The organism is Mycobacterium sp. E735 (genome assembly GCF_001666955.1).
GTDB lineage: Bacteria > Actinomycetota > Actinomycetes > Mycobacteriales > Mycobacteriaceae > Mycobacterium.
Genome location: NZ_LZIX01000101.1, coordinates 14,290 through 37,383, shown reverse-complemented (window position 1 = coordinate 37,383; position 23,094 = coordinate 14,290). Strand labels below are relative to the sequence as shown.

Sequence of the window (23,094 nt, the reverse complement as noted above, 5' to 3'; positions counted from 1 at the left end):
AAGCGGAGCATCGTGTGCCACAGCCTAATTCGATCATGTCCAGGAATCAGCCGCGAGGGGCGATGCGAGATCGCACGTCGTTGCGTGTTCTTGTCAAACGTGTGCGTTAAGCCAGTCCCACGCGTTCTGCGGCAAAAACCCTGTGTACGTGTCGCTCGTAATGTTCACGATCAATAAGCGGTCGGAGTCATCGAGTGTCGGTTTGATGTCATCGAAGGCCTCGCGGGGCGTCAGCGTGGTGTCGACGATCCACGTCGAATCGAGGTAATGCCACCACGCACCAAGTCCCTTGATTTTCTCGAACAGCTTGTCGTAGTCCTGTCCAGGCTTGTTCAGGTCGTAGCCAATGAGCAATGCGCTCACGATGTTGTCTCCTTGGGGTAATCGAGCTAAAGAATCAATCCAGATGAAAGTTTCGAGGCAGACAGGCGGCGCAGCGCGCCGCCCGTCTCGACCCCGGTTACTTCTCGTTACGGACGCCCTTGTGCTGATCGGGGCTGCCGTCGAGAATGCGGCCTGTTTTCGTGTCGCGCTTGAACCACGTGCTCCCGCGTTTGAACTCGCTTCGAGACTTGACTGCTCCCACGCGATGTCCCTTGCCGGTGTTCTTGGCCACGTATCTCACCTCCGTCCCGACAGCCCTGGTCCGCTTAGCCGGGGGCTCTCAATAGGTAGTCGAGGTAGCGGCATCCAGAGTTAGGACTCAGGAACGACAATCCACACACAGCCCTCCGACGACGAGGTGGGGTTGGAACCGAAGGAAGCAACGGTCGCACATCACTTCTCGCTTGGCATCTCGATCGCAACGACAGTCGCCGCATTGCGGACAGTACGGCTGCTGACACTCCGAGCACGGAAAGCCCCTACGCTCGAATGACGCTCCGCAGCAGTACCCGGTGAGCAATGGCCGGGTGACGAAGTCGCGGTCGAGGCCGGGATGGAACTGCTCGATTCCCCAGAGATCGGCATCCGAAAACACCGCAATAATCCGCTTTTCATCAGCGAGCACGTTTACGTAGAACTCGGCCTGTGTGCTCCAGGGCGTGCTCCAAGTAAGACGTCGCGACATCGACGACCCGGCTGATAAGCGGAGGAGCGGGTGGGTACCGTCTAGTCGCTGGTTGCGCCACGGAAAGACGGTAGGCCAGCCATGCTCCGGGTCGGGATTGACGCTCGAATGAGTGACGGCGCCTCCATAGCGATCGATGATGGCGATCGCTCCTAGACCCGGCAGGTGTTTGGCCAAAGCGATCGCACACACCGGTCTGCTCGCATTGGTCACGGAATACAGATCGATCAGGTGCTGTGCTCTGACAGGTCCGGAGCCAATCACTGTCTCTGCAGCGCTATCCGGAAGCAACAGACGCTGGGCGATCCGGTCGCACACAGTCTCGAGTAGTCGACCGGGATCGTCCTGATTCGCGAGCCAGTCGTAGACGTCTGGCGCGTTTTCCGCGAGCCAGTGCCCGAGTTCGTGGGCCAGCGTGAAGTTCTCCCGCCGACTCGCGGGTGTTGGAGCATAGAGGATGACACCGTCCTCAAGAAATGAGATGCCATCGCACGCTCCGCCATCCTCGCGGGTATTGACCAGATGCTCGACCGCTTGAACCGTTAGTCCAAAATCCGACTGCAGCGCCTTAATTGGCTCGGCAGCGAATCGCGCACGGACATCGGTGGGTACTAACGAAAACGCCTGTTCTACACAATCTTCGAGGGTCACACCCGGCTTCATTTCTCATTGGCTTGCTCGACGGAAGTGACCAACGCCGCCAAGGCATTTAGCAACTGGTCTGTATCTGGCCGTTCGCCTCGATGCACTGTCGCTGCCATGCGGGTCTCGAGTGCCGCGGCTGCAACCGCAGGCGAGACGTGTTGGATACGCGCCCAACGGTCGACGAGCTGTTCGAATAGCGGGTGCTGCCGGACTTTAGCAAGTTGGACTGCAGCAGAAGTTGAAGCCGATGCGACGATCAAGCCCTCAACCGGCCATCCGAGGATGTCGGCGATCGCTTGGACAACCGCAGGGGCTACATCTGCCGCCGATCGTGTTTCCCAGCGGAATACGTCGCCCTTTTGGAACTCCCAACCTCGTTCACGCAGACTCTTGGCGAGGTCACTGACCGTCAGCCCAACACGCTTCCTAGCTTTAGTCAGTGCCTTGGAGTCGAGGGTGCACTCTCGATCAGGGATCAGTCCGAGCATCGCCGCTATGGGATCGTCTGCCAGAGGTGGAGCACCATGGGCGGAGAGCCACAGCAAGTCAGCGGTGTCGACAAGAGCTGTAAGGTATTCACGCTCCTGAGCGTTCAGCACAGTGTCGTGCAAAATCCGCTTACGTTCGTGCGGCTTCGCAATCAGCTCCGCAATCAGCCGATCGCGTTCGTCGTCATTCATCGTTTCCCTCCTCCCTTCGGTTTATCTCTTGTCGAAGACGTGCCAGTGCCTCACTCATCATCTGACTAACACGCCCAGGGGTGACGCCGAGTTCGGACGCAACCTCGTTCCTGGGTCGTTCCAGCGCCGCAATGTCCCAGACCACCTTCCGATGACGATCGTCCAGAACCGATAGCGAATCCCACGCGACGGCGGCGCGATCCTTACGGTCGACTTCGGTAGCGACATCTTCAGCTATGTCGACATCGTCGTCGATTTGGTCATGAACTGACTCCGTGAACTCAGGGCCAGCGCGTCGGACATCGGCAGACCTAATTCTGTCCAGCGCCTTCCTCTTAGCTGCGGTGACCAGCAACGCTTCCCAGTTCTGCACATGATTCGGCGGTGAGGCCATGATCGACACAATCGCGTCGTGCACTGCATCTCCTGCCTGGGATGCGAGCCCGACTTCCCGCAAGACCGATGCCGCCACCTTGTGCATCGCGTCGCGATGACGAAGGTAGAGCGCCCCGAGGTCAGGCATGTCCGCATTCATGGCCAATGCCCTTCCAATTTCCTTAACACCCTTTCCGGCACGGGGAGGGGATTGTCTCCGAAGGTCACCGTCCCTCACCTAGTAGTCGAAGCAGCCTAGTGGGCAGTTAGGCGTCCCGACACGGCCGACACGCGCCGGATCGGGAACACGGACCGTCCGTCTCGATCCCCTTTCCAGCATTACGCTTGACGACCCACCGGATGGCTATCCGCGCCGACACGGCACGACAAACGAAACGCCCCCGGGCGCTCAACCCGGGGGCGTTCCATCAGAGCTTTGTTAGTGAGCGTGGCCGTGGTGGTGACCGTGGCCGTGGTCAGCATCCTGTGGTACATGCTCGACAATTGCGGTCTCGGTGGTCAGCACCATGCGCGCCACCGACGCCGCGTTGACCACCGCGGACCGGGTCACCTTGACGGGGTCGATCACGCCGTCGCCGATCAGGTCGCCGTAGGTGAGCTTGTCCGCGTTGAGCCCGTGCCCGGCCGGCAACTCGCTGACCTTGCTCACCGCAACCGCGCCGTCCAGGCCGGCGTTGGTGGCGATCCAGTACAGCGGCGCGGCCAGCGCCTCGGCGAACACGTCGACGCCGGCGGCCTGATCGCCGGACAGCGATCCGCGCAGCTCCTTCAGCGCGTTGCGTGCCCCGATGAGGGCCGAGCCGCCGCCCGCGACGATGCCCTCCTCGACGGCGGCCTTGGCCGCCGCGACCGCGTCCTCGACGCTTTCCTTGCGTTCCTTGAGCGCCGTTTCGGTCGCGGCCCCCACCTTGATCACGGCCACGCCGCCGGCCAGCTTGGCCAGCCGCTCCTGCAGCTTCTCGCGGTCCCAGTCGGAGTCGCTCGCCTCGATCTCGGCGCGCAGCTGCTTGATGCGCGCGTCGACCGCGTCCTTGGAGCCGCCGCCGTCGACGATGATGGTGTCGTCCTTGCTGACCACCACACGCCGGGCCGAGCCCAGCACATCGGTGCCGACCTCGCGCAGCAGCAGGCCGGCGTCGGGGTTGATCACCTGCCCGCCGGTCACCACCGCCAGGTCCTCGAGGAAGGCCTTGCGCCGGTCGCCGAAGAACGGCGCCTTGACCGCAACCGCCTTGAGCGTCTTGCGGATCGAGTTGACCACGAGCGTGGCCAGGGCCTCACCCTCGATGTCCTCGGCGATGATCAGCAGCGGCTTGCCCGACTCGGCGACCTTCTCCAGCATGGGCAGCAGGTCGGGCAGCGAGCTGATCTTCTCCTGGTGCAGCAGGATCAGCGGCTCGTCCAGCACGGCTTCCTGCGCGTCGAAGTCGGTGACGAAATACGCCGACAGGAAACCCTTGTCGAAGCCGACGCCCTCGGTGAACTCCAGCTCGGTGCTCAGGGTCGAGGACTCTTCGACGCTGACCACGCCGTCGGCACCGACCTTGGTCATCGCCTCGCCGACCAGCTCGCCGAGCCTCTCGTCACGCGACGACACCGTCGCCACCTGAGCGATGCCGTCCTTGCCGGACACCGGGGTGGCCGCGGCCAGCAGCGCCTCGGACGCCGCGTCGGCCGCCTTCGAAATTCCGATGCCGAGCTCGATCGGGTTGGCGCCGGCCGCAACCAGGCGCAGGCCGCCCTTGACCAGGGCCTGCGCCAGCACGGTCGCGGTGGTGGTGCCGTCGCCCGCCACGTCGTTGGTCTTGGTGGCCACCGACTTGACCAGCTGGGCGCCCAGGTTCTCGAACGGGTCTTCCAGCTCGATCTCGCGCGCGACGGTCACGCCGTCGTTGGTGACCGCGGGCCCGCCAAAGGCCTTGGCCAGCACCACATGCCGGCCGCGCGGCCCCAGGGTCACCCGCACCGCGTCGGCGAGCGCGTTGACGCCGGCCTCGATCGCGCGGCGCGCAGTCTCGTCGTACTCAATAACCTTGCTCATCAGGCTCCTCGTTTGAATGGTGGCGACCCGCTTCGCCCGGCTCCGCCGCGCTTGCGATCACCACGACGTTCAAATGGTGGCGACCCGCTTCGCCCGGCTCCGCCGCGCTTGCGATCACCACGACGTTCAAATGGCGCCGCCCCGGAAATCACCCGCGGCCATGCGCGGGGATCGCCGGGGCGGGCCACGGTGCTTACTTCGATACGACGGCCAGCACGTCGCGCGCCGACAGGATCAGGTACTCCTCGCCGTTGTACTTGATCTCGGTGCCGCCGTACTTGCTGTAGATGACGGTGTCGCCTTCCGAGACGTCGAGCGGAATCCGCTTCTCGCCGTCCTCGTCCCAGCGGCCGGGACCGACTGCGACGACGGTGCCTTCCTGCGGCTTCTCCTTGGCGGTGTCAGGAATGACCAGACCGGACGCGGTCGTGGTCTCGGCCTCGTTGGCCTGCACGAGAATCTTGTCCTCGAGTGGCTTGATGTTCACCTTCGCCACGATTGGAGCCCTCCACTAGTTAGATCGGGTCCGGGGCGGGGTGCCCCAGAATTATCAAGGGATTCGGCAGTCGTCCGTGCCCGAGCGCCGTCGTCGCGGGTGCCGGCACAGGGTTTGGCCGATTGCCACCTAGCACTCTATACACGAGAGTGCTAGCACTCAAGGGCGGCCCGCTGCGTACCGGGTATTCGCTATAAGCGATCACGTCACCTGGGCTTTTACCACCGGCAGGCCGGGGTCGCTGCGCGCGTCCAGCGGTGACTGCCGCGCCCCGGCGGCCACCAGGTGCGCGGCGAAGGACGCGATCATTGCCCCATTGTCGGTGCAGAGCCGGGGGCGGGGGATCCGCAGCGTCAGCCCGGCCGCCGCACACCGCTGCTCCGCCAGCTCCCGCAGCCGCGAGTTGGCGGCCACGCCGCCGGCGATCAGCAGGGTCGAGACGCCGAGCCCCGTCGCGGCGCGCACGGCCTTCATGGTCAGCACGTCGGCGACGGCCTCCTGGAACCCCGCGGCCACGTCGGCGTTCACCGCGTCCGGGTGGCTCTCCAGGTAGCGGGCGACGGCCGTCTTGAGCCCCGAGAAGCTGAAGGAGTACGGGTCGTCGCCCGGTCCCGTCATGCCGCGCGGGAACGTGACCGCGTCGCGGTCGCCGCTGCGGGCCAGGTCGTCGAGCACCTTGCCGCCCGGGTAGCCCAGCCCCAGCAGACGGGCCACCTTGTCGTAGGCCTCGCCGGCTGCGTCGTCCACGGTGCTGCCGAGCTCGACGATCGGTTCGCCGAGCGAACGCACGTGCAGCAGGTGGGTGTGTCCACCGGACACCAGCAGCGCCACGCATTCGGGCAGCGGCCCGTGTTCGTAGACGTCGGCGGCCAGATGCCCGCCCAGGTGGTTGACGGCGTAGAACGGCACCCCCCACGCGGCCGAATAGGCCTTGGCGGCAGCCACGCCCACCAGCAGCGCGCCGGCCAGGCCGGGCCCGATCGTGGCGGCGACGATGTCGGGCTTGCGCACGCCGGCCGCCTCTAGCGCGCGGCGCATGGCGGGGCCGAGGGCCTCCAGGTGCGCCCGGGAGGCGATCTCCGGGACCACGCCGCCGAAGCGGACGTGCTCGTCGACGCTGGAGGCCACCTCGTCGGCCAGCAGCGTCACGGTGCCGTCGGCGTCCAGCCGGGCGATGCCGACTCCCGTTTCGTCGCAAGAGGTTTCGATGGCCAGAATCGTCCTCATCAGCGGGCCCCCCGGCGCATCGTGTAGGCGTCGGCGCCGCTGGCGCGGTAGTAGCGCCTGCGCAGGCCGATCTGTTCGAAGCCCACGCTGCGGTACAGCCCGATGGCCGCCTCGTTGTCGGTGCGCACCTCCAGGAAGACGACGCCCCCGTCGGCGAAGACCAGCAGCTCGTCGAGCAACCGGCGCCCGATGCCCTGTCCCTGATACTCGGGGTCGACGCCGATGGTGTGGACCTCGTACTCGAACGGCGGGGTGCGGCCCAGCCGCGAGATTCCGGCGTACCCGACCAGGGTGCCGCCGGCGCGCGCGCCGACGTAATGGTTGTGGGGGCTGGCCAGTTCCCGGTTGAACGCCGCGGCGGGCCACGGGTCGTCGCCGTCGAACAGTTGGCGTTCCAGCTCGGCGCAGCGAGTCGCGTCGGCGGCGGTAAGCGCGCCGAGCGTCACGGGCTCACGGGTGGCGGTCACTGCCGCGCCGCCATCGGCTTGGCGTCCGGGCGGCGAAGATACAGCGCCACCAACGGCAGCGGGCGCTGCGACCAGTCGGGCACCGCGGCGACGAGCCCGGCCGGCGTGGGGTAGACGGGCCCGCGGTGCGGCAATCCAAACAGGGCGGCGTGCTCCTTCGAGCCGGCCACCGCCTGGGCCGGGCCGGGGTCGACGTCGGCCGGGGCGTTGACCCCGGGTCCTTCCATCCGGAACCCGTCGCGGTAACGGGCCCAGTAGATCTCGCGCCGCCGGGCGTCGGTGACCACCAGCGTCTCGCCGGTGGTCCGCACCCCGATCGCGTCCAGGCTGCACACGCCGCGCACCGGGATGTCCAGCGCGTGTCCGTAGGCGGATGCGGTCGCCATTCCGGCCCGCAGGCCGGTGAACGGGCCGGGGCCGCAGCCGACCACGACGGCCTCCAGATCGCTCATCGTCAGCCCCGCGTCGGCGAGGGCGGCCACCACGTTCGGGGTCAGCCGTTCGGCGTGCGCCCGGGCGTCGACGGTGACCCGCTCGGCCAGCACGCTCAGGTCGTCGCGCCGCACGATCCCGGCCGTCACGGCCGGGGTCGCGGTGTCGAGCGCCAGAACGATACTCACGACCGGACCCACTGCCACGAGGCGATCCGCACGTCCGAACCGCTGAGGCGTTCCAGACGAACGTCGAGGTGCCGCTCGGCGAGGCGCTCGACGATGCCTTCGCCCCACTCCACGACCACCACCGCGCCGTCGAGGTCGGTGTCGAGGTCGAGCGAGTCGAGCTCGCCGAGCAGGTCGGCGCCGTCGTGGTCCAAAAGCCGGTACATGTCGACATGAATCATCGTCGGTGTCCCCGGCCGCCGCGGCGGGTGCACCCGCGCCAGCACGTACGACGGCGAGGTGACCGGGCCGTCGACGTCCATCGCCGCGGCAATCCCCTTGGCCAGGACGGTCTTTCCCGCGCCGAGCGGGCCGGTGAGCACCACGACGTCACCCGCCTTCAGCTGCTCGCCCAGCCGAGACCCCAGGGCGACGGTGTCCTCGACCCGTTCGAGGGTGGCCGTGCCCGAGTCATCCGCCTGGCTAGCCACGGCGCCGCAGCCTTTCCCGCATCCACCGGGCAGCCAGGGCGACGCGGCCCGGGGTGGCCCGCTTGACCAGCCGGACCAACCCGTCGTTGATCGCCTCGGGCTTGTCCAGCAGCGCGAGGTGGCTGGCCCCGCGAACGATGACCAGCTCGGATTGCGGCAGCGAGGCCGCCATCTTGCGGGAGTATTCGTCCGGTGTCAGCAGGTCGTGGTCACCGCAGGCGATCAGCGTGGGGACGCGCAGCAGGGTCCACAGGCCGGCGGTCTCGTCGTGGGCTTCCAGGGCATCCAGGAACTCGACCATGGTCGGGATCGGTGTGCCGTTCATCATCCGCTGCGAGAAGGCGTCCAGGCTGCGGCTGACGTGCAGGTCGCTGTAGGAGGCGGCCCGCAGGACCGGCCCGATCAGCGAGCGAGACACGTTGCGGCCGCGGTGCATCAGCTTGGGCGCGGAGCGTGCGGTGAACCGAAATGCTTCCAACGCAGGGTTTTTCAGGATCTCGCCGAGCGGGGACCTGGCGACGCCCTCGGCCGCTGAGGAGATCAACGCGGCGCCGACGATCCGGCGCCCGTACTGGTCGGGGAATTGGCGGGCGTGCGACAACACCGTCATGCCGCCCATGGAGTGCCCGACCAGCACGACCATTCCGCGCGGCGCCACCACCTGAAGCACGCTTTCCAGGTCCCTACCGAGTTGGGTCAGCGTGTAGCTCTGGGGCGGCGCCTCGTCGGATTGCCCGTGCCCGCGCTGGTCGTAGAAGACCATCCGGACGCCTGGGCCCAGATGCTGGGGCAGCCGCGTCCGCTGGAAATGAAAGGCGCCCATCCGCAGGCAGAACCCGTGGACGAAGACCATGGTCAGCGGGGCGTCCGCGGGGCCGGCCTCGCGAATCGCCAACGACACCCCGTCCGGGGTGGTCACCACGGAGCGGCGGTCGTCGTCGATCCTGTCGAAATCCTCGTCGGCGTAAGGGTCTTCGACGCCACGGGTGCGCTGGACCATCGAGCGGCGGGCCGAGGCTCCCACGATGGTGGCGAGGGCCGTCACCCCCGCCCCTCCCGCGAACCAAGCCCTCCCCCGTTGGCGCCTGCGAGTTCTCTCACGGCTCAATGGTTTGCGCCTCGCGGTAGGTCCGGGTGATCCGCCCGCGCGGGCTGGTCACCACTTCGTAGTGGATGGTGCCGAGCAGGTCGGCCCAGTCCTGCGCGGTGGGTTCCCCGCCGGTGCCGGGCCCGAACAAGATCGCCTCGTCACCCTCGGTCACGTCGGTGCGGCCGGGGCCGAGGTCGACGACGAACTGGTCCATGCAGATCCGGCCGACGCCCGGGCGGCGCTTGCCGTTGATCAACACCTCCAATCGTCCCCCCAGCGAACGGAACACGCCGTCCGCGTAACCGACCGGCAGCAGGGCCAGAGTGGTGTCGCGCTCCGCGGTCCAGGTGTGCCCGTACGACACGCTCTCCCCGGCGCGGATCGACTTCACCAGCGCGACAGGGCATTTCACCGTCATCGCCGGGATCAGCCCCATGTCGCCTAGCTCGGGCACCGGGCTCAGGCCGTACACCGCGACACCGGGCCGCACCAGGTCGAAGGCAAGGTCGGGACGCGACATGGTGGCCGATGAGTTCGCCAGGTGCGCGACCTCGAACCCCACCCCCTGTGCGCCCGCCTGCGCCAGCATGTCGCTGAACCGTTGGGCCTGAAGGTCATTGACGGGGTTGGCCGGTTGATCGGCGAACACCATGTGTGACATCAGCCCGCGCAGGCGGATGGCCTCCTCGGCGACGGCGCGGCGCAGCGCGGCCAGCATCGACGGGTAGCGCGACGGGTGGACGCCGTTGCGGTTCAGCCCCGTATCCACCTTCACCGAGACCGTCGCGGCCCGGCCGGTGCGGCGCGCCGCGTCCAGCAGCTCGTCGAGCTGGCGCTCCGAGGACACGGCGATCTCGACGTCGGCCAGCAGCGCGGGCCCGAAGTCGATGCCGGGCGGGTGCAGCCACGCCAGCACCGGTGCGCCGATGCCGTCGGCGCGCAGCGCCAGCGCCTCGGCGACGGTGGCGACGCCCAGCTCGGCGGCACCGCCGGCCAGCGCCGCGCGGGCGGCCCGGGTGGCGCCGTGGCCGTAACCGTCGGCCTTGACGACGGCCATCACCTGCGCGCGGCCGGCGTGCTCGCACAGCAACCGCACGTTGTGTTCGATGGCGCCCAGGTCCACCAGGGCCTCGGCGACGAGGCCCGGCGTCAGGGAGATCGGCGCAACGGCCCGCCCATTCATGGCCGCCATTGTCCCAGAATCGGCCGCAGGCGCGGCCCGCCGCAGGCCCAGCCTTGCCCCATTCGTCACAGTGGCCACATAACTCCCCCGTTCTGACCGCGCCCGATGTGCCCGCCTCCGAGCGACAAGCGACGACGTCAGCGCCGGAAGGCGCCCCGTCTCGGCGCCGCAAGGCGCCGCGTCTCCCCCGCGGGCGGCGCGCTGTCGCTGTGAGGCGGGCAACACGCGCATTCGGTCCGCGGCGGCAGCCGGCCCATCGCTCAGTGCGCGAAGTGCTGCGCCTCGTAATGGCCGCCAGGCTTGAGCTTGTCCAGCGAAGTCAGCGCCGAGACGGCGTCGTCGTGCAGCGCGCGGGCCAGGTCGGCCGAAAGCCCCTCGCGCACCACGATGCGCAGCACCGACACGTCGGTGGCGTTGTCGGGCATGGTGTAGGCGGGCACCTGCCAGCCGTAGGTGCGCAGCTCGTGCGAGACGTCGAACTCGGTGTAGCCGCGATCCCCGGCGAGCCGGAAGGCGACCACCGGGATCGCCGACCCGTCGGAGATCAGCTCGCAACGCTCGCTCACCCGCAACTGCTCGCCCAGCCACCGCGCCGTCCCGGACAGCGCCTGCATCACCTTGGTGTAGCCGTCGCGGCCCAGCCGCAGGAAGTTGTAGTACTGGCCGACCACCTGGTTGCCGGGCCGGGAGAAGTTCAGCGTGAAGGTGGGCATGTCGCCGCCGAGGTAATTGACCCGGAACACCAGTTCCTCGGGCAGGTACTCCTTGCTGCGCCACACCACGAACCCCACACCGGGATAGGTCAGCCCGTACTTGTGCCCGCTGACGTTGATCGACACCACCCGGGGCAGCCGGAAATCCCACTTCAGCTCGGGGTGCAGGAAGGGCACCACGAACCCGCCGCTGGCGGCGTCGACGTGCACCGGCACGTCCACGCCCCCGCCGGCCGCCAGCTTGTCCAGCGCGCCGCAGATGTCGGCGACGGGTTCCAGCTCACCGGTGTAGGTGGTGCCCAGGATCGCCACCACGCCGATGGTGTCCTCGTCGACGGCGTCGATGACCTGTTCGGGGGTGATGACGTAGCGCCCCTCCTCCATGGGCAGGTAGCGGGGTTCGACGTCGAAGTAGCGGCAGAACTTCTCCCAGACCACCTGCACGTTGGAGCCCATCACCAGGTTGGGGGTGCGGCCCTTCCAGTCCTTGCCGACCTTCTGCCGCCAGCGCCATTTCATGGCCAGGCCGCCGAGCATGACGGCCTCGCTGGAGCCGATCGTGGACACCCCGCACGCGCTGTAGGGGTCGGCGTCGTCGAGGCCGTCCGCGTGGAACAGGTCGGCCACCATGCACACGCAGCGCTGCTCGATCGCGGCGGTCGCCGGGTATTCGTCCTTGTCGATCATGTTCTTGTCGAACGTCTCGGCCATCAGCCGGCCGGCCTCGGGGTCCATCCAGGTGGTCACGAAGGTCGCCAGGTTCAGCCGGGAACTGCCGTCGAGCATCAGCTCGTCGTGGATGAAGCGGTAGGCGGCCTCGGGGTCCATCGATTCGTCGGGCATCCGCAGCGCCGGGACGGGCGCGGTGAACAGGCGGCCGGTGTAGGCCGGGGCGATCGAGTGCGCGGGCAGCGACGGGTGTTGAGGCACGGGTGAGAATCCTTCCTAGAGGGCGGCCAGCGCCGCCCTGATGTGCGGAACCATGCGGGACGATGACGTCGGCGCGTCACCGGGGCCCGGGTCGGCGGCCGACAACGCCGCCGCCCGCGCGTGGACGAACGCGGCCGCCGCGGCCGCCTCGACCGCCGGCAGGCCCGCCGCGAGCAGCGCGCCGATCATGCCGGACAGCACGTCACCGGAGCCGGCGGTGGCCGCCCAGGATTGCCCGGCCGGGTTGAGGTACACCGGACCGCCCGGATCGGCGACGACGGTGACGTTCCCCTTCAGCAGCACGGTGGCGCCGAAGGTGTCGGCCAATTTCCGGCATGCGCCCACGCGGTCGTCCCCGGGGGGACTGCCCGCCAGGCGGGCGAATTCACCGGCGTGGGGCGTCAGCACCGTCGGCGCGGTGCGGTTGGCGGCCAACTCCGGGTGCGCCGCCAGGATGGTCAGCCCGTCGGCGTCCACGATCACCGGCAGGTCGGTCTCCAGCGCGAACCACAATGCGGCGGCCCCGGCGTCGTCGGTGCCCAATCCCGGCCCGACGACCCAGGATTGGACCCGCCCGGCCGACGCGGGCGTGGGTGACGCGATCACCTCCGGCCAGTGCGCCAGCACCTCACGGTGCGCGCTGCCGGCGTAGCGGACCATGCCGGAGGTCGCCGCGACGGCCGCCCCGGTGCACAGCACCGCCGCCCCGGGATACGTCGAGGAGCCGGCCATCACACCGGTCACACCCTGGGTGTACTTGTCGTCGTGGGGTCCGGGCACCGGCCAGCGCGCGGCCACGTCGGCCGCCTCGAAGCCCAGCACGTCCGTTTCCGGCAGATCCAGCCCGATGTCGATCAGCGTGACGCGCCCGCAGTCGCCGAGCGCGTGCACGGGCTTGAGGCCGCCGAAGGTCACGGTCGCCGCGGCGCGCACCGCGGGCCCTGTCACCGCCCCGGTCGCCACGTCGACCCCGCTGGGGATGTCGACCGCGACCACCGGGATGCCGGCATCGTCGACCGCGGCGAACACCTCGGCCGCGGCCGGGCGCAACGGCCCGGAGCCGGAGATGCCCACCACCCCGTCGATGACGAGATCGGTTGCCGGCGAGACGCTTTCGACGATCCGGCCGCCGGCCTTCCGGAACGCCGCCAGCCCCTTGCGGTGCGTGCGTTCCGGGTTGAGCAGCACCGCGTCGGCGGCCGCGCCGCGACGGCGCACAAAGGTCGCGGCCCACAGCGCGTCACCACCGTTGTCGCCGGAGCCGACGACCGCGCACACCCGGCGGCCGGCCACCCCGCCGGTGCGAGCGCGCAACTCGGCGACGATCTCGGCGGCGAGGCCGAACGCGGCCCGCCTCATCAGGGCCCCGTCGGGCAGGCTGGCCAGCAGCGGAGCCTCGGCCTGGCGGATCGCGTCTACGGAGTAGTAGTGCCGCACCTTAGCCACATTACGGGTCAGCGGCCGCGCCGCTCAGGCCGATGCCTCGGGCGACCGGCGGCGCCGCGCCATGGCCCGCAGGCGCGCCGGGCTCAGCTGCCGCGGGTCCTGGTGGCGCGTCATCGGGTAGAAGCAGAGGCCGACCAGGATCGAGGTGAAATGCCCGATTGCGGTGAAGTTCAGCTCAATCCGGTCCATCGTGATCAACGGGAAACCGAAGATGATGAAGAGCACGCCCAGATAGCCCCAGCGCCATGGTCGCGCGATGTGATAGGCGAGCACGGCCATCACCCCGACCAAAAAGTAGCTGACGCCGATGTCGCGGGCGTGCACCAGCCGTTCCGAGGCGTCGTGTTGCTCGATGGCGAAATACAGCAGCCCCTCGCTGAAATAGGTCGACAGGATGTGGGCACTCAATCCGACTGTGAGCCAGCGCAACTGGCCCAGCCAGTGTTCGGCCGGCGCCAGGAACAACGAGAAGAGGATCAGGTACGGGGTCAGGTTGTCGCCGTCGATCCACAGCAGGCTGGAGAACAGGACGTCGAGCGGGTCGCGCGCCAGTCCGTGGATGTTGGTGGAATGGTGCATCAGCATCGAGTGCAGCTGCCGCTGGGGCAGCCAGTGCTGGATGAGCGTGGTGATGAACAGGACGAGCAACCAGCCGTACGTCAGCGGCGCGCTGCTGACGTAGTGCCAGACCGCCAGTCCCATGCTGCGCAGTCGGGACCGCACCGGTGCGTTCGTCACGTCCTTACCTTCGCACGCGGACCGTTGGGTTGCCGCACCTAAGCGGGGGGCGCGCCGGGCTGCGGAGGGTCGGGCCGCAGATGCCTCCACCAGCAGGCGACGTAGAGCAGCATCGATATCACCAACACGACGAGCACCCAGAGAACAATGGTGATGTCGATCCAGCCGCCGAAGGGCGGCGAGCCGGGAAGCGCGTTGCGCAACGGCACAACCGCGAAAAGCATTGCGGCGTACCACGTGGTCATCGGCGGCTGAAACTTCCGCCGGTCACGCAGCGTCTGGACCGCGACGAACAGGCCGACCCCGGCGATGGCGATGAGTACGCCGCAGATGACGATGCCGAACGCAGCCGCGCTCAGGGAGCGCTGCAGAGTGACTCGGTAGGGACCGAGCCCTCCGCCGTTGTTGGCGGTGACCTGCCAGCCCGGAAGGTGGTTGACGAACGTGGCGGGCAGGCGCTCGGGCACGCCTCCCTCACCGCCGTGCAGGAGTTCGACCTCGATCGGCCCGGACTCGTATCGATCGAAGGGCCACCGTTCGATCTCCCCGGCAATCGTCACCGGGACGGGAAACACACCGGGCAGCATGCCCTTGGTCCAGCTCCGGCGGGTGGGTGTCGCCGCGGATCGGACCCACAGGCTGAGGTCTTCGTTGAGGTGCTGCGTCTGGGGATCCAGTAGGGCCGATCCGGGCGAAATGGCGAGGTTGATGACGACGACGCTGTAGTTGGACTGAACGTCTTCGACCGTGAACGTCGCGATGCTGCTGCCGCCCGCGGCCGGGACTTCCGCCCGGTGATTCGCGGTGCGGCTGTGCGCGTACAGCGCGACCGACGCGACGTATGCCGCAAGGACGGACACGATGAGTCCTACGACGGCGAACCTCATAACGGATTCGCCGGCGCCGCAGGGACGTCGGGCCTCAGATGCCGCCACCAGCAGGCGATGTAGAGCAGCATCGACACCACCAGGACGACGAGCACCCACAACACGAGGGTGATGTCGATCCAGCCGCCGAAGGGCGGGGAGCCGGGCAGCGCATTGCGCAACGGCACCACCGCGAACAGCATCGCCGCGTACCACGTCGTCATCGGCGGCTGAAACTTCCGGCGGTTGCGCAACGTCTGAACGGCGACGAACAGGCCCAGCCCGGCGATGGCGACCAGCACGGCGCAGATGACGATGCCGAACGCCGCCGCGCTCAGGGAGCGGTGCACGCTCACCCGGTACGGACCCGGTCCGTCGGCGGACACCTGCCAACCGGAAAGGTGATTGACGAAGGTCACCGGCAGCCGCTCGGCGACCGTGTCGCTGCCGCCGCGCATGAGCTCGATCTCTATCGGCCCCGAACCGTAACGGTCGAAGGGCCAATTCTCGATCTCCCCCGCGATGGTCAGCGGGACGGGGAAGACGCCGGGGAGCATGCCCTTGGTCCAGGTGCGGCGGGTCGGCGTCGCCACGGATCGCACGCGGAGGCCGAGGTCTTGGTTGAGATGCCCGGTTTGCGGATCCAGCAGGCCGGACCCCGGCGAGATGGACAGGTTCGCCATCAGCACGCTGTAGTTCGACTGGATGTCCTCGACGACCAACGTCGCCGTGCTGCGGTCACCCCCGGCCACCGCCTGCTGGTGGTGATGGTGACCCCCACTGTTGGCGTACAGCGCCACCGAGGCGACGTAGGCCCCGACGACGCCCACGATCAACGCTATGACGCCGTACCTCACGACCCCCCCTACTCGATAACGAAATGTGTTGAAGCGAAAGGGGTATCAGCCCGATGACGCCGGGACCGGATCCGCCGTCGGCGCGACGACCTGAGGCTCCGGCCTCAGGTGGCGCCACCAGCAGACGATGTACAGCAGCATCGCCGTCACCAACGCGACGATCACCCACAGCACGATGGTCACGTCGATCCACGCCCCGAACGGGGGTAGGCCGGGAAGCGCGTTGCGCAGGGGCACCACCGCGAAGAGCATCGCGGCGTACCACGTCGTCATCGGGGGCTGGAACTTGCGCCGGTTGCGCAGCGTCTGGACCGCGACGACAACGGCGAGGCCGGCGATCGCGATGAGCACGCCGCAAATGACCATCCCGAACACCGCGGTGCTCAGCGCGCGCCGCACGTGCATGCGGTACGCCTCCTGGCCCGGGATCTTGCTCATGGAGACCTTGAAGCCCGACAAATGGTCGATGAGTCGCACCGGGATGAGTGTGGGCGGCTTCGTCGTATCGCCCCCGGGGAAGAGCTGCACCTCGATCGGACCCGACGTGTAGCTGTCGAACGGCCAGCGCTCCACGTGACCCGCGATGGTCAGCGGGAGCGGGAAGACGCCGGGAAGCATGCCCGGCGAATAGTCCTTGCGACTGGGCTGGGCCGAAGATCGAACGCGCAGCACGAGATCTTCCTTGAGGCGGTGGGTGACCGGGTCCAGCAGCGCGGGCCCCGGCGCGACGGCCACGTTGGCGACGACGGCGCTGTAGTTGGACTGCATCTCCTCCACGGTCAAGGTGGCCATGCTCTGGGCGGCCGTCTCCGGATTGTCGCTCAGGGTGCCGGGGGCGGACCCTTCGACGGTGTCCTTGTAGAGGCCCACCAACGCTATGTATGTCCCGAGAATGAGCACGATGACGCCCACCGTGGCGAGTCTTGTGACCGCCGATCGCATGCTGCTCCTACCCCGTGGAGTGGCTTGTTACCCGAGAGCAATCTAACGGAACCGCCGCGGATCACGCGGCGTTACGGCCGAAGCGGCGGAACTACTCCGCGGTGACGGACGTGGCCGGCGCAGGGGCGTCGGCTAGGCGGCTTCGGGTCGCAGATGCCGCCACCAGCACGAGATGTAGAGCCCCATCGATATCCCCAACACGACGATCACCCACACCACGATCGTGATGTCGATCCAGCTTCCGAATGGCGGCGCGTCGGGCAGAGCATTGCGCAGCGGCATCACCGCGAACAACATCGCCGCATACCAGGTCGTCATCGGCGGCTGGAATTTACGCCGGTCGCGCGACGTCTGGACGGCGACGAACGCGCCCAGGCCGGCGAGCCCGATCAGGACGCACAGGATGGCGACCCCGAAAACCACCGTGCTCGAAGTCCTGGACAGGTCCACCCGGAACGGGCCGGTCGGGTCGGCGTCGTTGACGCGGGTCACGTCGACTTTCCAACCGAGCAGCCGGTCGACCAGGGTCACCGTCGCGGGCACCGGTGTGTTCTCCGGACCGGACGACAGTTGGGCGACGACGGGCCCCGAGTGGTATTCGTCGAGCGGCCAGTCCGCGACCTCGCCGGTGAGGACGAGCGACACCCGAAACACGGTGGGCAGCGTGCCTTTCGGCCACGTTTGCCTGCTGCTCGTCGCGGTCGAGGCGGCGAAGATGTGGAGGTCGTCCTTGAGGGTGTGGGTGCGGGGGTCCAGCAGCCCGGGGCCAGGCTGCACGGTGATGTTGGCGATCAGAACGCTGTTGTGCGACTGGATCTCTTCGACGTCGTTCGTCAACATCGTCCCGTCGCCCGCCTGCGTACCCTGCACCACGACATGGGGATGACCCATGCCGCTGTCGACGTACAGCGCGATCGAACCGATGTATGCGCCGATCAGGAGCACGACACCCAAGGCGGCCAGCCTCAGGCGGCGGCTACTCCACGGTGACGGACTTGGCGAGGTTGCGGGGTTTGTCAACGTCGTAACCTCGGGCCTGGGCAACTGACGCGGCGAACACCTGAAGCGGGATGGTCGACAGCAGCGGCTGCAAAAGGGTTGAGACCGATGGGATTTCGATCAGGTGGTCCGCGTAGGGCCGCACGGTGTCGTCACCCTCCTCGGCGATCACGATGGTGATCGCCCCGCGCGCCTGGATCTCCCGGATGTTGGACAGCAGCTTGGCGTGCAGCGTGGCCTGGCCCTTTGGCGAGGGCATGACGACGATGACGGGAAGGTCGTCCTCGATCAGCGCGATCGGGCCGTGTTTGAGCTCGCCGGCGGCGAACCCCTCGGCGTGCATGTAGGCCAGTTCCTTGAGCTTGAGCGCGCCTTCCAACGCCACCGGGTAGCCCACGTGGCGGCCCAGGAACAGCACGGTCGAGGACTGGGCGAACCGATGCGCAAGCGCGGCCACCGGCTCGATCATCGCAAGCACCCGCGCGACCAGGTCCGGCATGGCCTCCAGCTCCCGGTACTCCCGCTCGACCTCGTCGGGGTACTTGGTGCCGCGGGCCTGCGCCAGCGCCAGGCCCACCAGGTAATTGGCGGCGATCTGCGCCAGGAATGTCTTGGTGGAGGCGACGCCGATCTCGGGCCCGGCGCGGGTGTAAAGCACGGCGTCGCATTCGCGGGGGATCTGCGAGCCGTTGGTGTTGCAGATGGCCAGCACCTTGGCCTTCTGCTCCTTCGCGTGCCGGACGGCCTCCAGGGTGTCGGCGGTCTCCCCGGACTGCGAGATCGCGACCACCAGGGTGCTGCGGTCCAGCACCGGGTCGCGGTAGCGGAATTCGCTGGCCAGCTCCACTTCCACGGGCAGCCGGGTCCAGTGCTCGATGGCGTACTTCGCGAGCAGCCCGGAGTGATACGCGGTGCCACACGCCACGACGAACACCTTGTCGATCTCCCGCAGTTCCTGGTCGGAGAGCCGCTGCTCGTCGAGCACCACCCGCCCGTCGATGAAGTGCCCGAGCAGGGTGTCGGCCACCGCGGCGGGCTGCTCGGCGATCTCCTTGAGCATGAAGTACTCGTAGCCGCCCTTTTCCGCGGCGGCCAGGTCCCAGTCGATGTGGAATTCGCGGTACTCGACGTCGGCGTTGCCGTCGAAGTCGGTGATGCGGTAGCCGTCCGCGGTGATCACCACGGCCTGGTCCTGCCCGAGCTCGATGGCGTTGCGGGTGTGCGGGATGAACGCCGCGACGTCGGAGCCGACGAACATCTCGCCGTCGCCGATCCCGATGACCAGGGGGGTGGAGCGACGGGCGGCCACGATGGTGCCGGGCTCGTCGGCGTTGGTGAACACCAGCGTGAAGTGGCCCTCCAGCCGGCGCAGCACGGCCAGCACCGAGGCCGCGAAGTCGCCGGCGGTCGGCCCGTGCCGGTAGGCCTGCGCCACCAGGTGCACCGCCACCTCGGTGTCGGTGTCGCTGGTGAACTCCACGCCGTAGGCCTCGAGCTCGTGGCGCAGGCCAGGGTAGTTCTCGATGATGCCGTTGTGGACGACGGCGATCTTGCCGGCGGCGTCGCGGTGGGGGTGCGCGTTGCGGTCGGTCGGGCGCCCGTGGGTGGCCCAGCGGGTGTGACCCAGGCCGGTGGTGCCGCCCATCGACTCCGGCGGCATCTGCGCGACCGCGTCCTCCAGGTTGGCGAGCCGGCCGGCGCGGCGGCACACGGTGAGCGTTCCCGCGCCGTTGACCAGTGCGATGCCCGACGAGTCGTAGCCGCGGTACTCCATCCGGCGCAGCGCATCCATGACGACCTGGCAGGCAGGCTGCTGCCCGACGTAGCCGACGATTCCGCACATTCGAACCAGGGTAGTGCAGGCGCACCCCCAACCCCGCACGCCGAGGCTATGGTTAGGCCGCCCACCTGCGCAGGAAGGTTTGTTGTGACCGACCCGTACCGTCAGTTCTCCGTCCGGCTCATCGAGCACATCGGCGCAGTCATCTTCTGGCAGCAGCGCAGCTACGCCGTCACGGGCACCCTCGAGCAGTGCGAGCGGGCATACCGGTCCGCGCAGACGCAAAACCTGCTGGCCGGCTGGTGGAGCCTGCTCTCGCTGCTGGTGTTGAACTGGGTCGCGCTGGTCTCCAACTGGAACGCGATGCGGCAGGTTCGCAAGTTGGCCGCGCTGCCACCCGGCGCCGCCCACGTCCCCGCCCCGCCCCCGGCCGCCGGTCCGCCGCCGGGCTGGTACGGCGACCCGTCGGGGCCCGGGCACCGGTATTGGGACGGAGTCAGGTGGACACCGTGGACCAATCCACCCGGGTTTCCGGCCCAGGGCCGCTGACCATCCCCTTTACATCGTCTTCATAAACGATAGAAACGCTTTTCACCTGATGTATTTGTGGCGTTTTCGTTTGCGTCATCGCTGAACCAATCTGCCTACTTAGAATTCTGGAATCGGCTACAACCGGCAACCGTCGGAGCCACCAGAAAGGACAGCTCGTTGACGCCCGCCTGATCACTACCGCCTGGCGAGCCATGCGGCTCAACAGTGTAAATGCGCAGAGCGCGACCATATCTTCGTAGCAATAGAACCTTTATGCAGACATCAATGATGATAGTCCAGCTACCCGGAAACTGCGTTAGACGGCCGACTAATTATTTGGCTTAAAAATAACTGCCCAGATAATGCGTAAGCCGCCGGATAGCTAACCGTTAGTAAATGTTAATCCGAAATTCCGCACCGCTTCTTTTAGGAGAGAATCATGACCGCTGTTCTGTTCGACGATGTGATGACCGAGCTGCCCGTGCCCAGCCTGACGCTCGCGCCGGCGCCCGCCCCCAAGCCCGCGCCCCGGCGGCGTCATCGCGAGCCGATCGCCAGTGGCGACCCGATGGTCGACACGGCCGCGAAGTTACTGAGCTTCCCGCTGCGCCACATGTATGCGGCGCTGTGGCGGGTGGGCGTCATCGAGGTCATGGCCTGACCGGGATGCGCTAACGTCGACGCGTGGCCCGCACCCGCAAGCTGTTCGCAGCGCTCAACCGCCGTGGTCCGCATCGGGTTTTGCGGGGTGACCTGGCGTTCGCCGGGCTCCCCGGGGTGGTCTACACCCCGGAGGCGGGGCTGGGTCTGCCCGGCGTCGCGTTCGGGCACGACTGGCTGACCAAGGCCGGCCGCTATGCGGGTCTGCTCGAACACCTGGCGTCCTGGGGCATCGTGGCCGGCGCTCCCGACACCGAGCGCGGCCTGGCCCCTTCCGTCCTGAACTTCGCCTTCGACCTCGGCACCGCGCTGGACATCGTCTCTGGGGTGCGGCTCGGGCCGGGCAAGATCAGCGTGAATCCGGCCAAGCTCGGCGTGGTCGGACACGGTTTCGGCGGCTCGGCCGCAGTGTTCGCCGCGGCCGGGATGCCGAACAAGCTGGCCGCGGCGGCCGCGCTGTTTCCCGCGGTCACCAGCCCCCCGGCCGAGGCCCCGGCCGCGAGCTTGAGGCTTCCGGGGCTGATCCTGACCGCGCCGGGCGATCCGAAGTCGTTGACATCGAACGCGCTGTCGCTGTCCCGCGCGTGGGACGCCGCCACGCTGCGCGTCGTCAGCAAGGCTCAGCCCGGCGGCCTGGTGGAGGGCCGGCGGCTGACGAAGGTGTTCGGCCTGGCCAGCCCGCACCGGCGCACGCAGCGGACGGTGCGCGCGCTGCTCACCGGCTACCTGCTCTACACGCTGGGCGGCGACAAGACCTACCGCGATTTCGCCGATCCCGACGTGGCGCTGCCCAAGACGGAACCGCTGGATCCCGAGGCCGCCCCCGTCGCGCTCGAGGAGAAGATCGTCGCGCTGTTGAAGTGACGCGGCAACGGGGTAATTGCCCACTGTGTCGACCGTGCGCGCGCTCTACGAACGCTGGATCACCGAGCTCTGGGCGGGCCGGGTCGTCGACGAGACCCGAAACATGATGGCCGACTTGACCTTTGCCATCCAACTGGGACCCTTCGCCGAGGGCGACCTCGTGGCGGGTCGCTGGGTCGGCACGGGCCGCGGGCCCGACGGACCGGTGTCCTTCACCGGCAACGACATCCTGCGGCGGTCGGCAGACGGTCGACGGTTCGCGGAGTACTGGACGGGCACCTCGGCCGGCTGAACTCCGAGCGGCCGCGGCGCCGGGGTGCCGTCGTGGTATCTGTCGTTGATGCGAATCGGGATCGCCCTGGATTATTCGGGCGGCTTTCACCAGGCCGTGGACCGCGTGGTGGAGCTCGAGAAGGCCGGCATCGACATCGCCGTGGTGGCCGAGGCGTACGCCTTCGACGCCGTCAGCCAGCTCGGGTACCTGGCGGCCAAGACGAACACCGTCGAGTTGGCCTCGGGGGTGTTCCCCATCTACATCCGCACCCCCTCGCTGCTGGCGATGACGGCCGCGGGGCTGGATTTCGTGTCCGACGGGCGCTTCCGGCTGGGGATCGGCACGTCGGGGCCGCAGGTGATCGAGGGCTTTCACGGCGTCGAGTTCGACGCGCCGCTGGGCCGCACCCGCGAGATCGTGGAGATCTGCCGCAAGGTGTGGCGGCGGGAACGCCTGCAGCACAACGGCAAGCACTACCAGATCCCGCTGCCGCCCGACCGCGGGACGGGGCTGGGCAAATCGCTGCAGCTCATCAATCATCCCGTGCGCGAACGCATTCCGATCACGATCGCCGCGCTGGGCCCGAAGAACGTCGAGCTGACCGCCGAGATCGCCGAAGGCTGGCAGCCGGTCTTCTACCTGCCGGACAAGGCCGCGTCGGTGTGGGGGGACGCGCTGGCGGCCGGGGCCGCCAAGCGCGATCCCGCGCTGGGGCCGCTGGACGTCATGGTGCACGCGTCGGTGGCGATAGGCGAGGACGTGGACGAGCGGCTGGCGTGGGTCAAGCCGCAGCTGGGCCTCTACCTCGGCGGGATGGGCGCCAAGGGCCGCAATTTCTATCACGCCCTGGCGACGCGCTACGGGTTCGGCGAGGTCGCCGACCACATCCAGGAGCTGTACCTGTCCGGCCGCAAAAAGGAGGCCATCGACGCGGTGCCGGACGAGCTGGTGCGCGGCATGTCGCTGGTCGGCCCGCGCGGTTACGTCGCCGAGCGCCTGGCCGCCTTCGCCGAGGCCGGTGTGACGACGCTGCTGCTCAGCCCGCTGGCCACCGACCGCGCCGAATCCGTGCGCTTCGTCGAGGACGTGCTGCAAATCCGCCCGGCCTGA

General features: G+C 68.2%; 26 protein-coding genes and 1 pseudogene. 5 read left to right on the top strand and 22 right to left on the bottom strand.

The features are described 5' to 3' along the window. Window positions 1–93: 93 nt before the first annotated feature. The 22 genes and pseudogenes from A5704_RS08550 to glmS all read right to left on the bottom strand — a co-directional run bounded on the left by A5704_RS08550 (window position 94) and on the right by glmS (window position 19,718). Window positions 94–363 (bottom strand): hypothetical protein, encoded by a 270-nt coding sequence (locus tag A5704_RS08550; protein ID WP_067888463.1) that lies wholly within the window; start codon window positions 361–363, stop codon window positions 94–96. Between the two features lie 97 nt (window positions 364–460). Next, window positions 461–616 (bottom strand): hypothetical protein, encoded by a 156-nt coding sequence (locus tag A5704_RS28790; protein ID WP_197508468.1) that lies wholly within the window; start codon window positions 614–616, stop codon window positions 461–463. Between the two features lie 87 nt (window positions 617–703). Then, window positions 704–1,720, bottom strand: a complete 1,017-nt coding sequence (locus A5704_RS27530; RefSeq protein WP_197508467.1) for an ImmA/IrrE family metallo-endopeptidase — start codon at window positions 1,718–1,720, stop codon at window positions 704–706. 8 nt (window positions 1,721–1,728) lie between these two features. After that, window positions 1,729–2,394, bottom strand: a complete 666-nt coding sequence (locus A5704_RS28270; protein WP_067888460.1) for a hypothetical protein — start codon at window positions 2,392–2,394, stop codon at window positions 1,729–1,731. Beyond that, complete coding sequence (locus A5704_RS08540; RefSeq protein WP_067888457.1) at window positions 2,387–2,929, bottom strand: sigma-70 family RNA polymerase sigma factor; 543 nt, start codon at window positions 2,927–2,929, stop codon at window positions 2,387–2,389. Before A5704_RS08540 ends, A5704_RS28270 begins: the two co-directional genes overlap by 8 nt. Before the next feature lie 279 nt (window positions 2,930–3,208). Continuing rightward, window positions 3,209–4,831, bottom strand: coding sequence for a chaperonin GroEL (gene groL, locus A5704_RS08535; protein ID WP_067888454.1), 1,623 nt, complete (start codon window positions 4,829–4,831; stop codon window positions 3,209–3,211). A 10-nt stretch (window positions 4,832–4,841) separates the two neighbouring features. Then, window positions 4,842–4,952, bottom strand: a pseudogene (locus A5704_RS29125) (2-isopropylmalate synthase); the annotation flags it as partial. Window positions 4,953–5,024: 72 nt separating this feature from the next. Then, window positions 5,025–5,327 (bottom strand): co-chaperone GroES, encoded by a 303-nt coding sequence (gene groES / locus A5704_RS08530; RefSeq protein WP_007167930.1) that lies wholly within the window; start codon window positions 5,325–5,327, stop codon window positions 5,025–5,027. 201 nt (window positions 5,328–5,528) lie between these two features. Continuing rightward, window positions 5,529–6,554, bottom strand: a complete 1,026-nt coding sequence (gene tsaD / locus A5704_RS08525; RefSeq protein ID WP_067778580.1) for a tRNA (adenosine(37)-N6)-threonylcarbamoyltransferase complex transferase subunit TsaD — start codon at window positions 6,552–6,554, stop codon at window positions 5,529–5,531. Then, the gene (gene rimI / locus A5704_RS08520) at window positions 6,554–7,021 is read right to left on the bottom strand and encodes a ribosomal protein S18-alanine N-acetyltransferase (RefSeq protein WP_067778576.1); all 468 of its coding nucleotides are present in this window, start codon (window positions 7,019–7,021) and stop codon (window positions 6,554–6,556) included. The genes tsaD and rimI overlap by 1 nt, the downstream gene beginning before the upstream one ends. Further along, the gene (gene tsaB / locus A5704_RS08515) at window positions 7,018–7,641 is read right to left on the bottom strand and encodes a tRNA (adenosine(37)-N6)-threonylcarbamoyltransferase complex dimerization subunit type 1 TsaB (protein WP_067778595.1); all 624 of its coding nucleotides are present in this window, start codon (window positions 7,639–7,641) and stop codon (window positions 7,018–7,020) included. The genes rimI and tsaB overlap by 4 nt, the downstream gene beginning before the upstream one ends. Beyond that, window positions 7,638–8,144: a tRNA (adenosine(37)-N6)-threonylcarbamoyltransferase complex ATPase subunit type 1 TsaE gene (tsaE, locus tag A5704_RS08510; protein ID WP_156736180.1), complete on the bottom strand. Its 507-nt coding sequence runs from the start codon at window positions 8,142–8,144 to the stop codon at window positions 7,638–7,640. The genes tsaB and tsaE overlap by 4 nt, the downstream gene beginning before the upstream one ends. Then, a complete protein-coding gene (locus tag A5704_RS08505) occupies window positions 8,104–9,156 on the bottom strand; it encodes an alpha/beta fold hydrolase (protein WP_197498860.1) in 1,053 nt (350 codons plus the stop codon). Before A5704_RS08505 ends, tsaE begins: the two co-directional genes overlap by 41 nt. A 52-nt stretch (window positions 9,157–9,208) precedes the next feature. Beyond that, window positions 9,209–10,384, bottom strand: coding sequence for an alanine racemase (alr, locus tag A5704_RS08500; protein ID WP_369807420.1), 1,176 nt, complete (start codon window positions 10,382–10,384; stop codon window positions 9,209–9,211). Between the two features lie 260 nt (window positions 10,385–10,644). Beyond that, the gene (locus A5704_RS08495; RefSeq protein ID WP_067754490.1) at window positions 10,645–12,027 is read right to left on the bottom strand and encodes a glutamate decarboxylase; all 1,383 of its coding nucleotides are present in this window, start codon (window positions 12,025–12,027) and stop codon (window positions 10,645–10,647) included. 15 nt (window positions 12,028–12,042) lie between these two features. Further along, the gene (locus A5704_RS08490; protein ID WP_067778592.1) at window positions 12,043–13,464 is read right to left on the bottom strand and encodes an NAD(P)H-hydrate dehydratase; all 1,422 of its coding nucleotides are present in this window, start codon (window positions 13,462–13,464) and stop codon (window positions 12,043–12,045) included. A gap of 33 nt (window positions 13,465–13,497) precedes the next feature. Beyond that, window positions 13,498–14,175, bottom strand: coding sequence for a rhomboid-like protein (locus A5704_RS08485; RefSeq protein ID WP_067778591.1), 678 nt, complete (start codon window positions 14,173–14,175; stop codon window positions 13,498–13,500). Between the two features lie 74 nt (window positions 14,176–14,249). Beyond that, window positions 14,250–15,098 (bottom strand): DUF4436 domain-containing protein, encoded by an 849-nt coding sequence (locus tag A5704_RS08480; protein ID WP_067778563.1) that lies wholly within the window; start codon window positions 15,096–15,098, stop codon window positions 14,250–14,252. Continuing rightward, complete coding sequence (locus A5704_RS08475) at window positions 15,095–15,934, bottom strand: DUF4436 domain-containing protein (RefSeq protein ID WP_067754481.1); 840 nt, start codon at window positions 15,932–15,934, stop codon at window positions 15,095–15,097. Before A5704_RS08475 ends, A5704_RS08480 begins: the two co-directional genes overlap by 4 nt. Before the next feature lie 45 nt (window positions 15,935–15,979). Then, the gene (locus A5704_RS08470) at window positions 15,980–16,876 is read right to left on the bottom strand and encodes a DUF4436 domain-containing protein (RefSeq protein ID WP_067778560.1); all 897 of its coding nucleotides are present in this window, start codon (window positions 16,874–16,876) and stop codon (window positions 15,980–15,982) included. Between the two features lie 132 nt (window positions 16,877–17,008). After that, window positions 17,009–17,845: a DUF4436 domain-containing protein gene (locus A5704_RS08465; protein ID WP_067754614.1), complete on the bottom strand. Its 837-nt coding sequence runs from the start codon at window positions 17,843–17,845 to the stop codon at window positions 17,009–17,011. Between the two features lie 7 nt (window positions 17,846–17,852). Next, window positions 17,853–19,718: a glutamine--fructose-6-phosphate transaminase (isomerizing) gene (gene glmS, locus A5704_RS08460; RefSeq protein ID WP_067754475.1), complete on the bottom strand. Its 1,866-nt coding sequence runs from the start codon at window positions 19,716–19,718 to the stop codon at window positions 17,853–17,855. Window positions 19,719–19,766: 48 nt separating this feature from the next. On the opposite strand from glmS, the gene A5704_RS08455 reads away from it, so the two are divergent. The 5 genes from A5704_RS08455 to A5704_RS08435 all read left to right on the top strand — a co-directional run bounded on the left by A5704_RS08455 (window position 19,767) and on the right by A5704_RS08435 (window position 23,094). Next, window positions 19,767–20,204: a DUF2510 domain-containing protein gene (locus A5704_RS08455; RefSeq protein WP_067754472.1), complete on the top strand. Its 438-nt coding sequence runs from the start codon at window positions 19,767–19,769 to the stop codon at window positions 20,202–20,204. Window positions 20,205–20,625: 421 nt separating this feature from the next. Further along, window positions 20,626–20,847 (top strand): Rv1535 family protein, encoded by a 222-nt coding sequence (locus tag A5704_RS08450; protein WP_067754469.1) that lies wholly within the window; start codon window positions 20,626–20,628, stop codon window positions 20,845–20,847. A gap of 23 nt (window positions 20,848–20,870) precedes the next feature. Continuing rightward, complete coding sequence (locus A5704_RS08445; RefSeq protein ID WP_067888451.1) at window positions 20,871–21,710, top strand: dienelactone hydrolase family protein; 840 nt, start codon at window positions 20,871–20,873, stop codon at window positions 21,708–21,710. Window positions 21,711–21,735: 25 nt separating this feature from the next. Further along, on the top strand, window positions 21,736–22,002 hold the full coding sequence (locus tag A5704_RS08440) for a polyketide cyclase (RefSeq protein WP_082954806.1): 267 nt from the start codon (window positions 21,736–21,738) through the stop codon (window positions 22,000–22,002). Window positions 22,003–22,050: 48 nt separating this feature from the next. After that, window positions 22,051–23,094 (top strand): LLM class F420-dependent oxidoreductase, encoded by a 1,044-nt coding sequence (locus A5704_RS08435; protein WP_067888490.1) that lies wholly within the window; start codon window positions 22,051–22,053, stop codon window positions 23,092–23,094.

Coding starts and splice junctions, on each gene's coding strand:
- A5704_RS08470 (WP_067778560.1), bottom strand. CDS start 16,876: ATGCGATCGGCGGTCACAAGACTCGCCACGGTGGGCGTCATCGTGCTC.
- A5704_RS08540 (WP_067888457.1), bottom strand. CDS start 2,929: ATGAATGCGGACATGCCTGACCTCGGGGCGCTCTACCTTCGTCATCGC.
- tsaD (WP_067778580.1), bottom strand. CDS start 6,554: ATGAGGACGATTCTGGCCATCGAAACCTCTTGCGACGAAACGGGAGTC.
- A5704_RS08455 (WP_067754472.1), top strand. CDS start 19,767: ATGGTTAGGCCGCCCACCTGCGCAGGAAGGTTTGTTGTGACCGACCCG.
- A5704_RS08485 (WP_067778591.1), bottom strand. CDS start 14,175: ATGGGACTGGCGGTCTGGCACTACGTCAGCAGCGCGCCGCTGACGTAC.
- A5704_RS28270 (WP_067888460.1), bottom strand. CDS start 2,394: ATGAATGACGACGAACGCGATCGGCTGATTGCGGAGCTGATTGCGAAG.
- alr (WP_369807420.1), bottom strand. CDS start 10,384: ATGAATGGGCGGGCCGTTGCGCCGATCTCCCTGACGCCGGGCCTCGTC.
- A5704_RS08450 (WP_067754469.1), top strand. CDS start 20,626: ATGACCGCTGTTCTGTTCGACGATGTGATGACCGAGCTGCCCGTGCCC.
- A5704_RS08435 (WP_067888490.1), top strand. CDS start 22,051: ATGCGAATCGGGATCGCCCTGGATTATTCGGGCGGCTTTCACCAGGCC.
- groL (WP_067888454.1), bottom strand. CDS start 4,831: ATGAGCAAGGTTATTGAGTACGACGAGACTGCGCGCCGCGCGATCGAG.
- A5704_RS08480 (WP_067778563.1), bottom strand. CDS start 15,098: ATGAGGTTCGCCGTCGTAGGACTCATCGTGTCCGTCCTTGCGGCATAC.
- glmS (WP_067754475.1), bottom strand. CDS start 19,718: ATGTGCGGAATCGTCGGCTACGTCGGGCAGCAGCCTGCCTGCCAGGTC.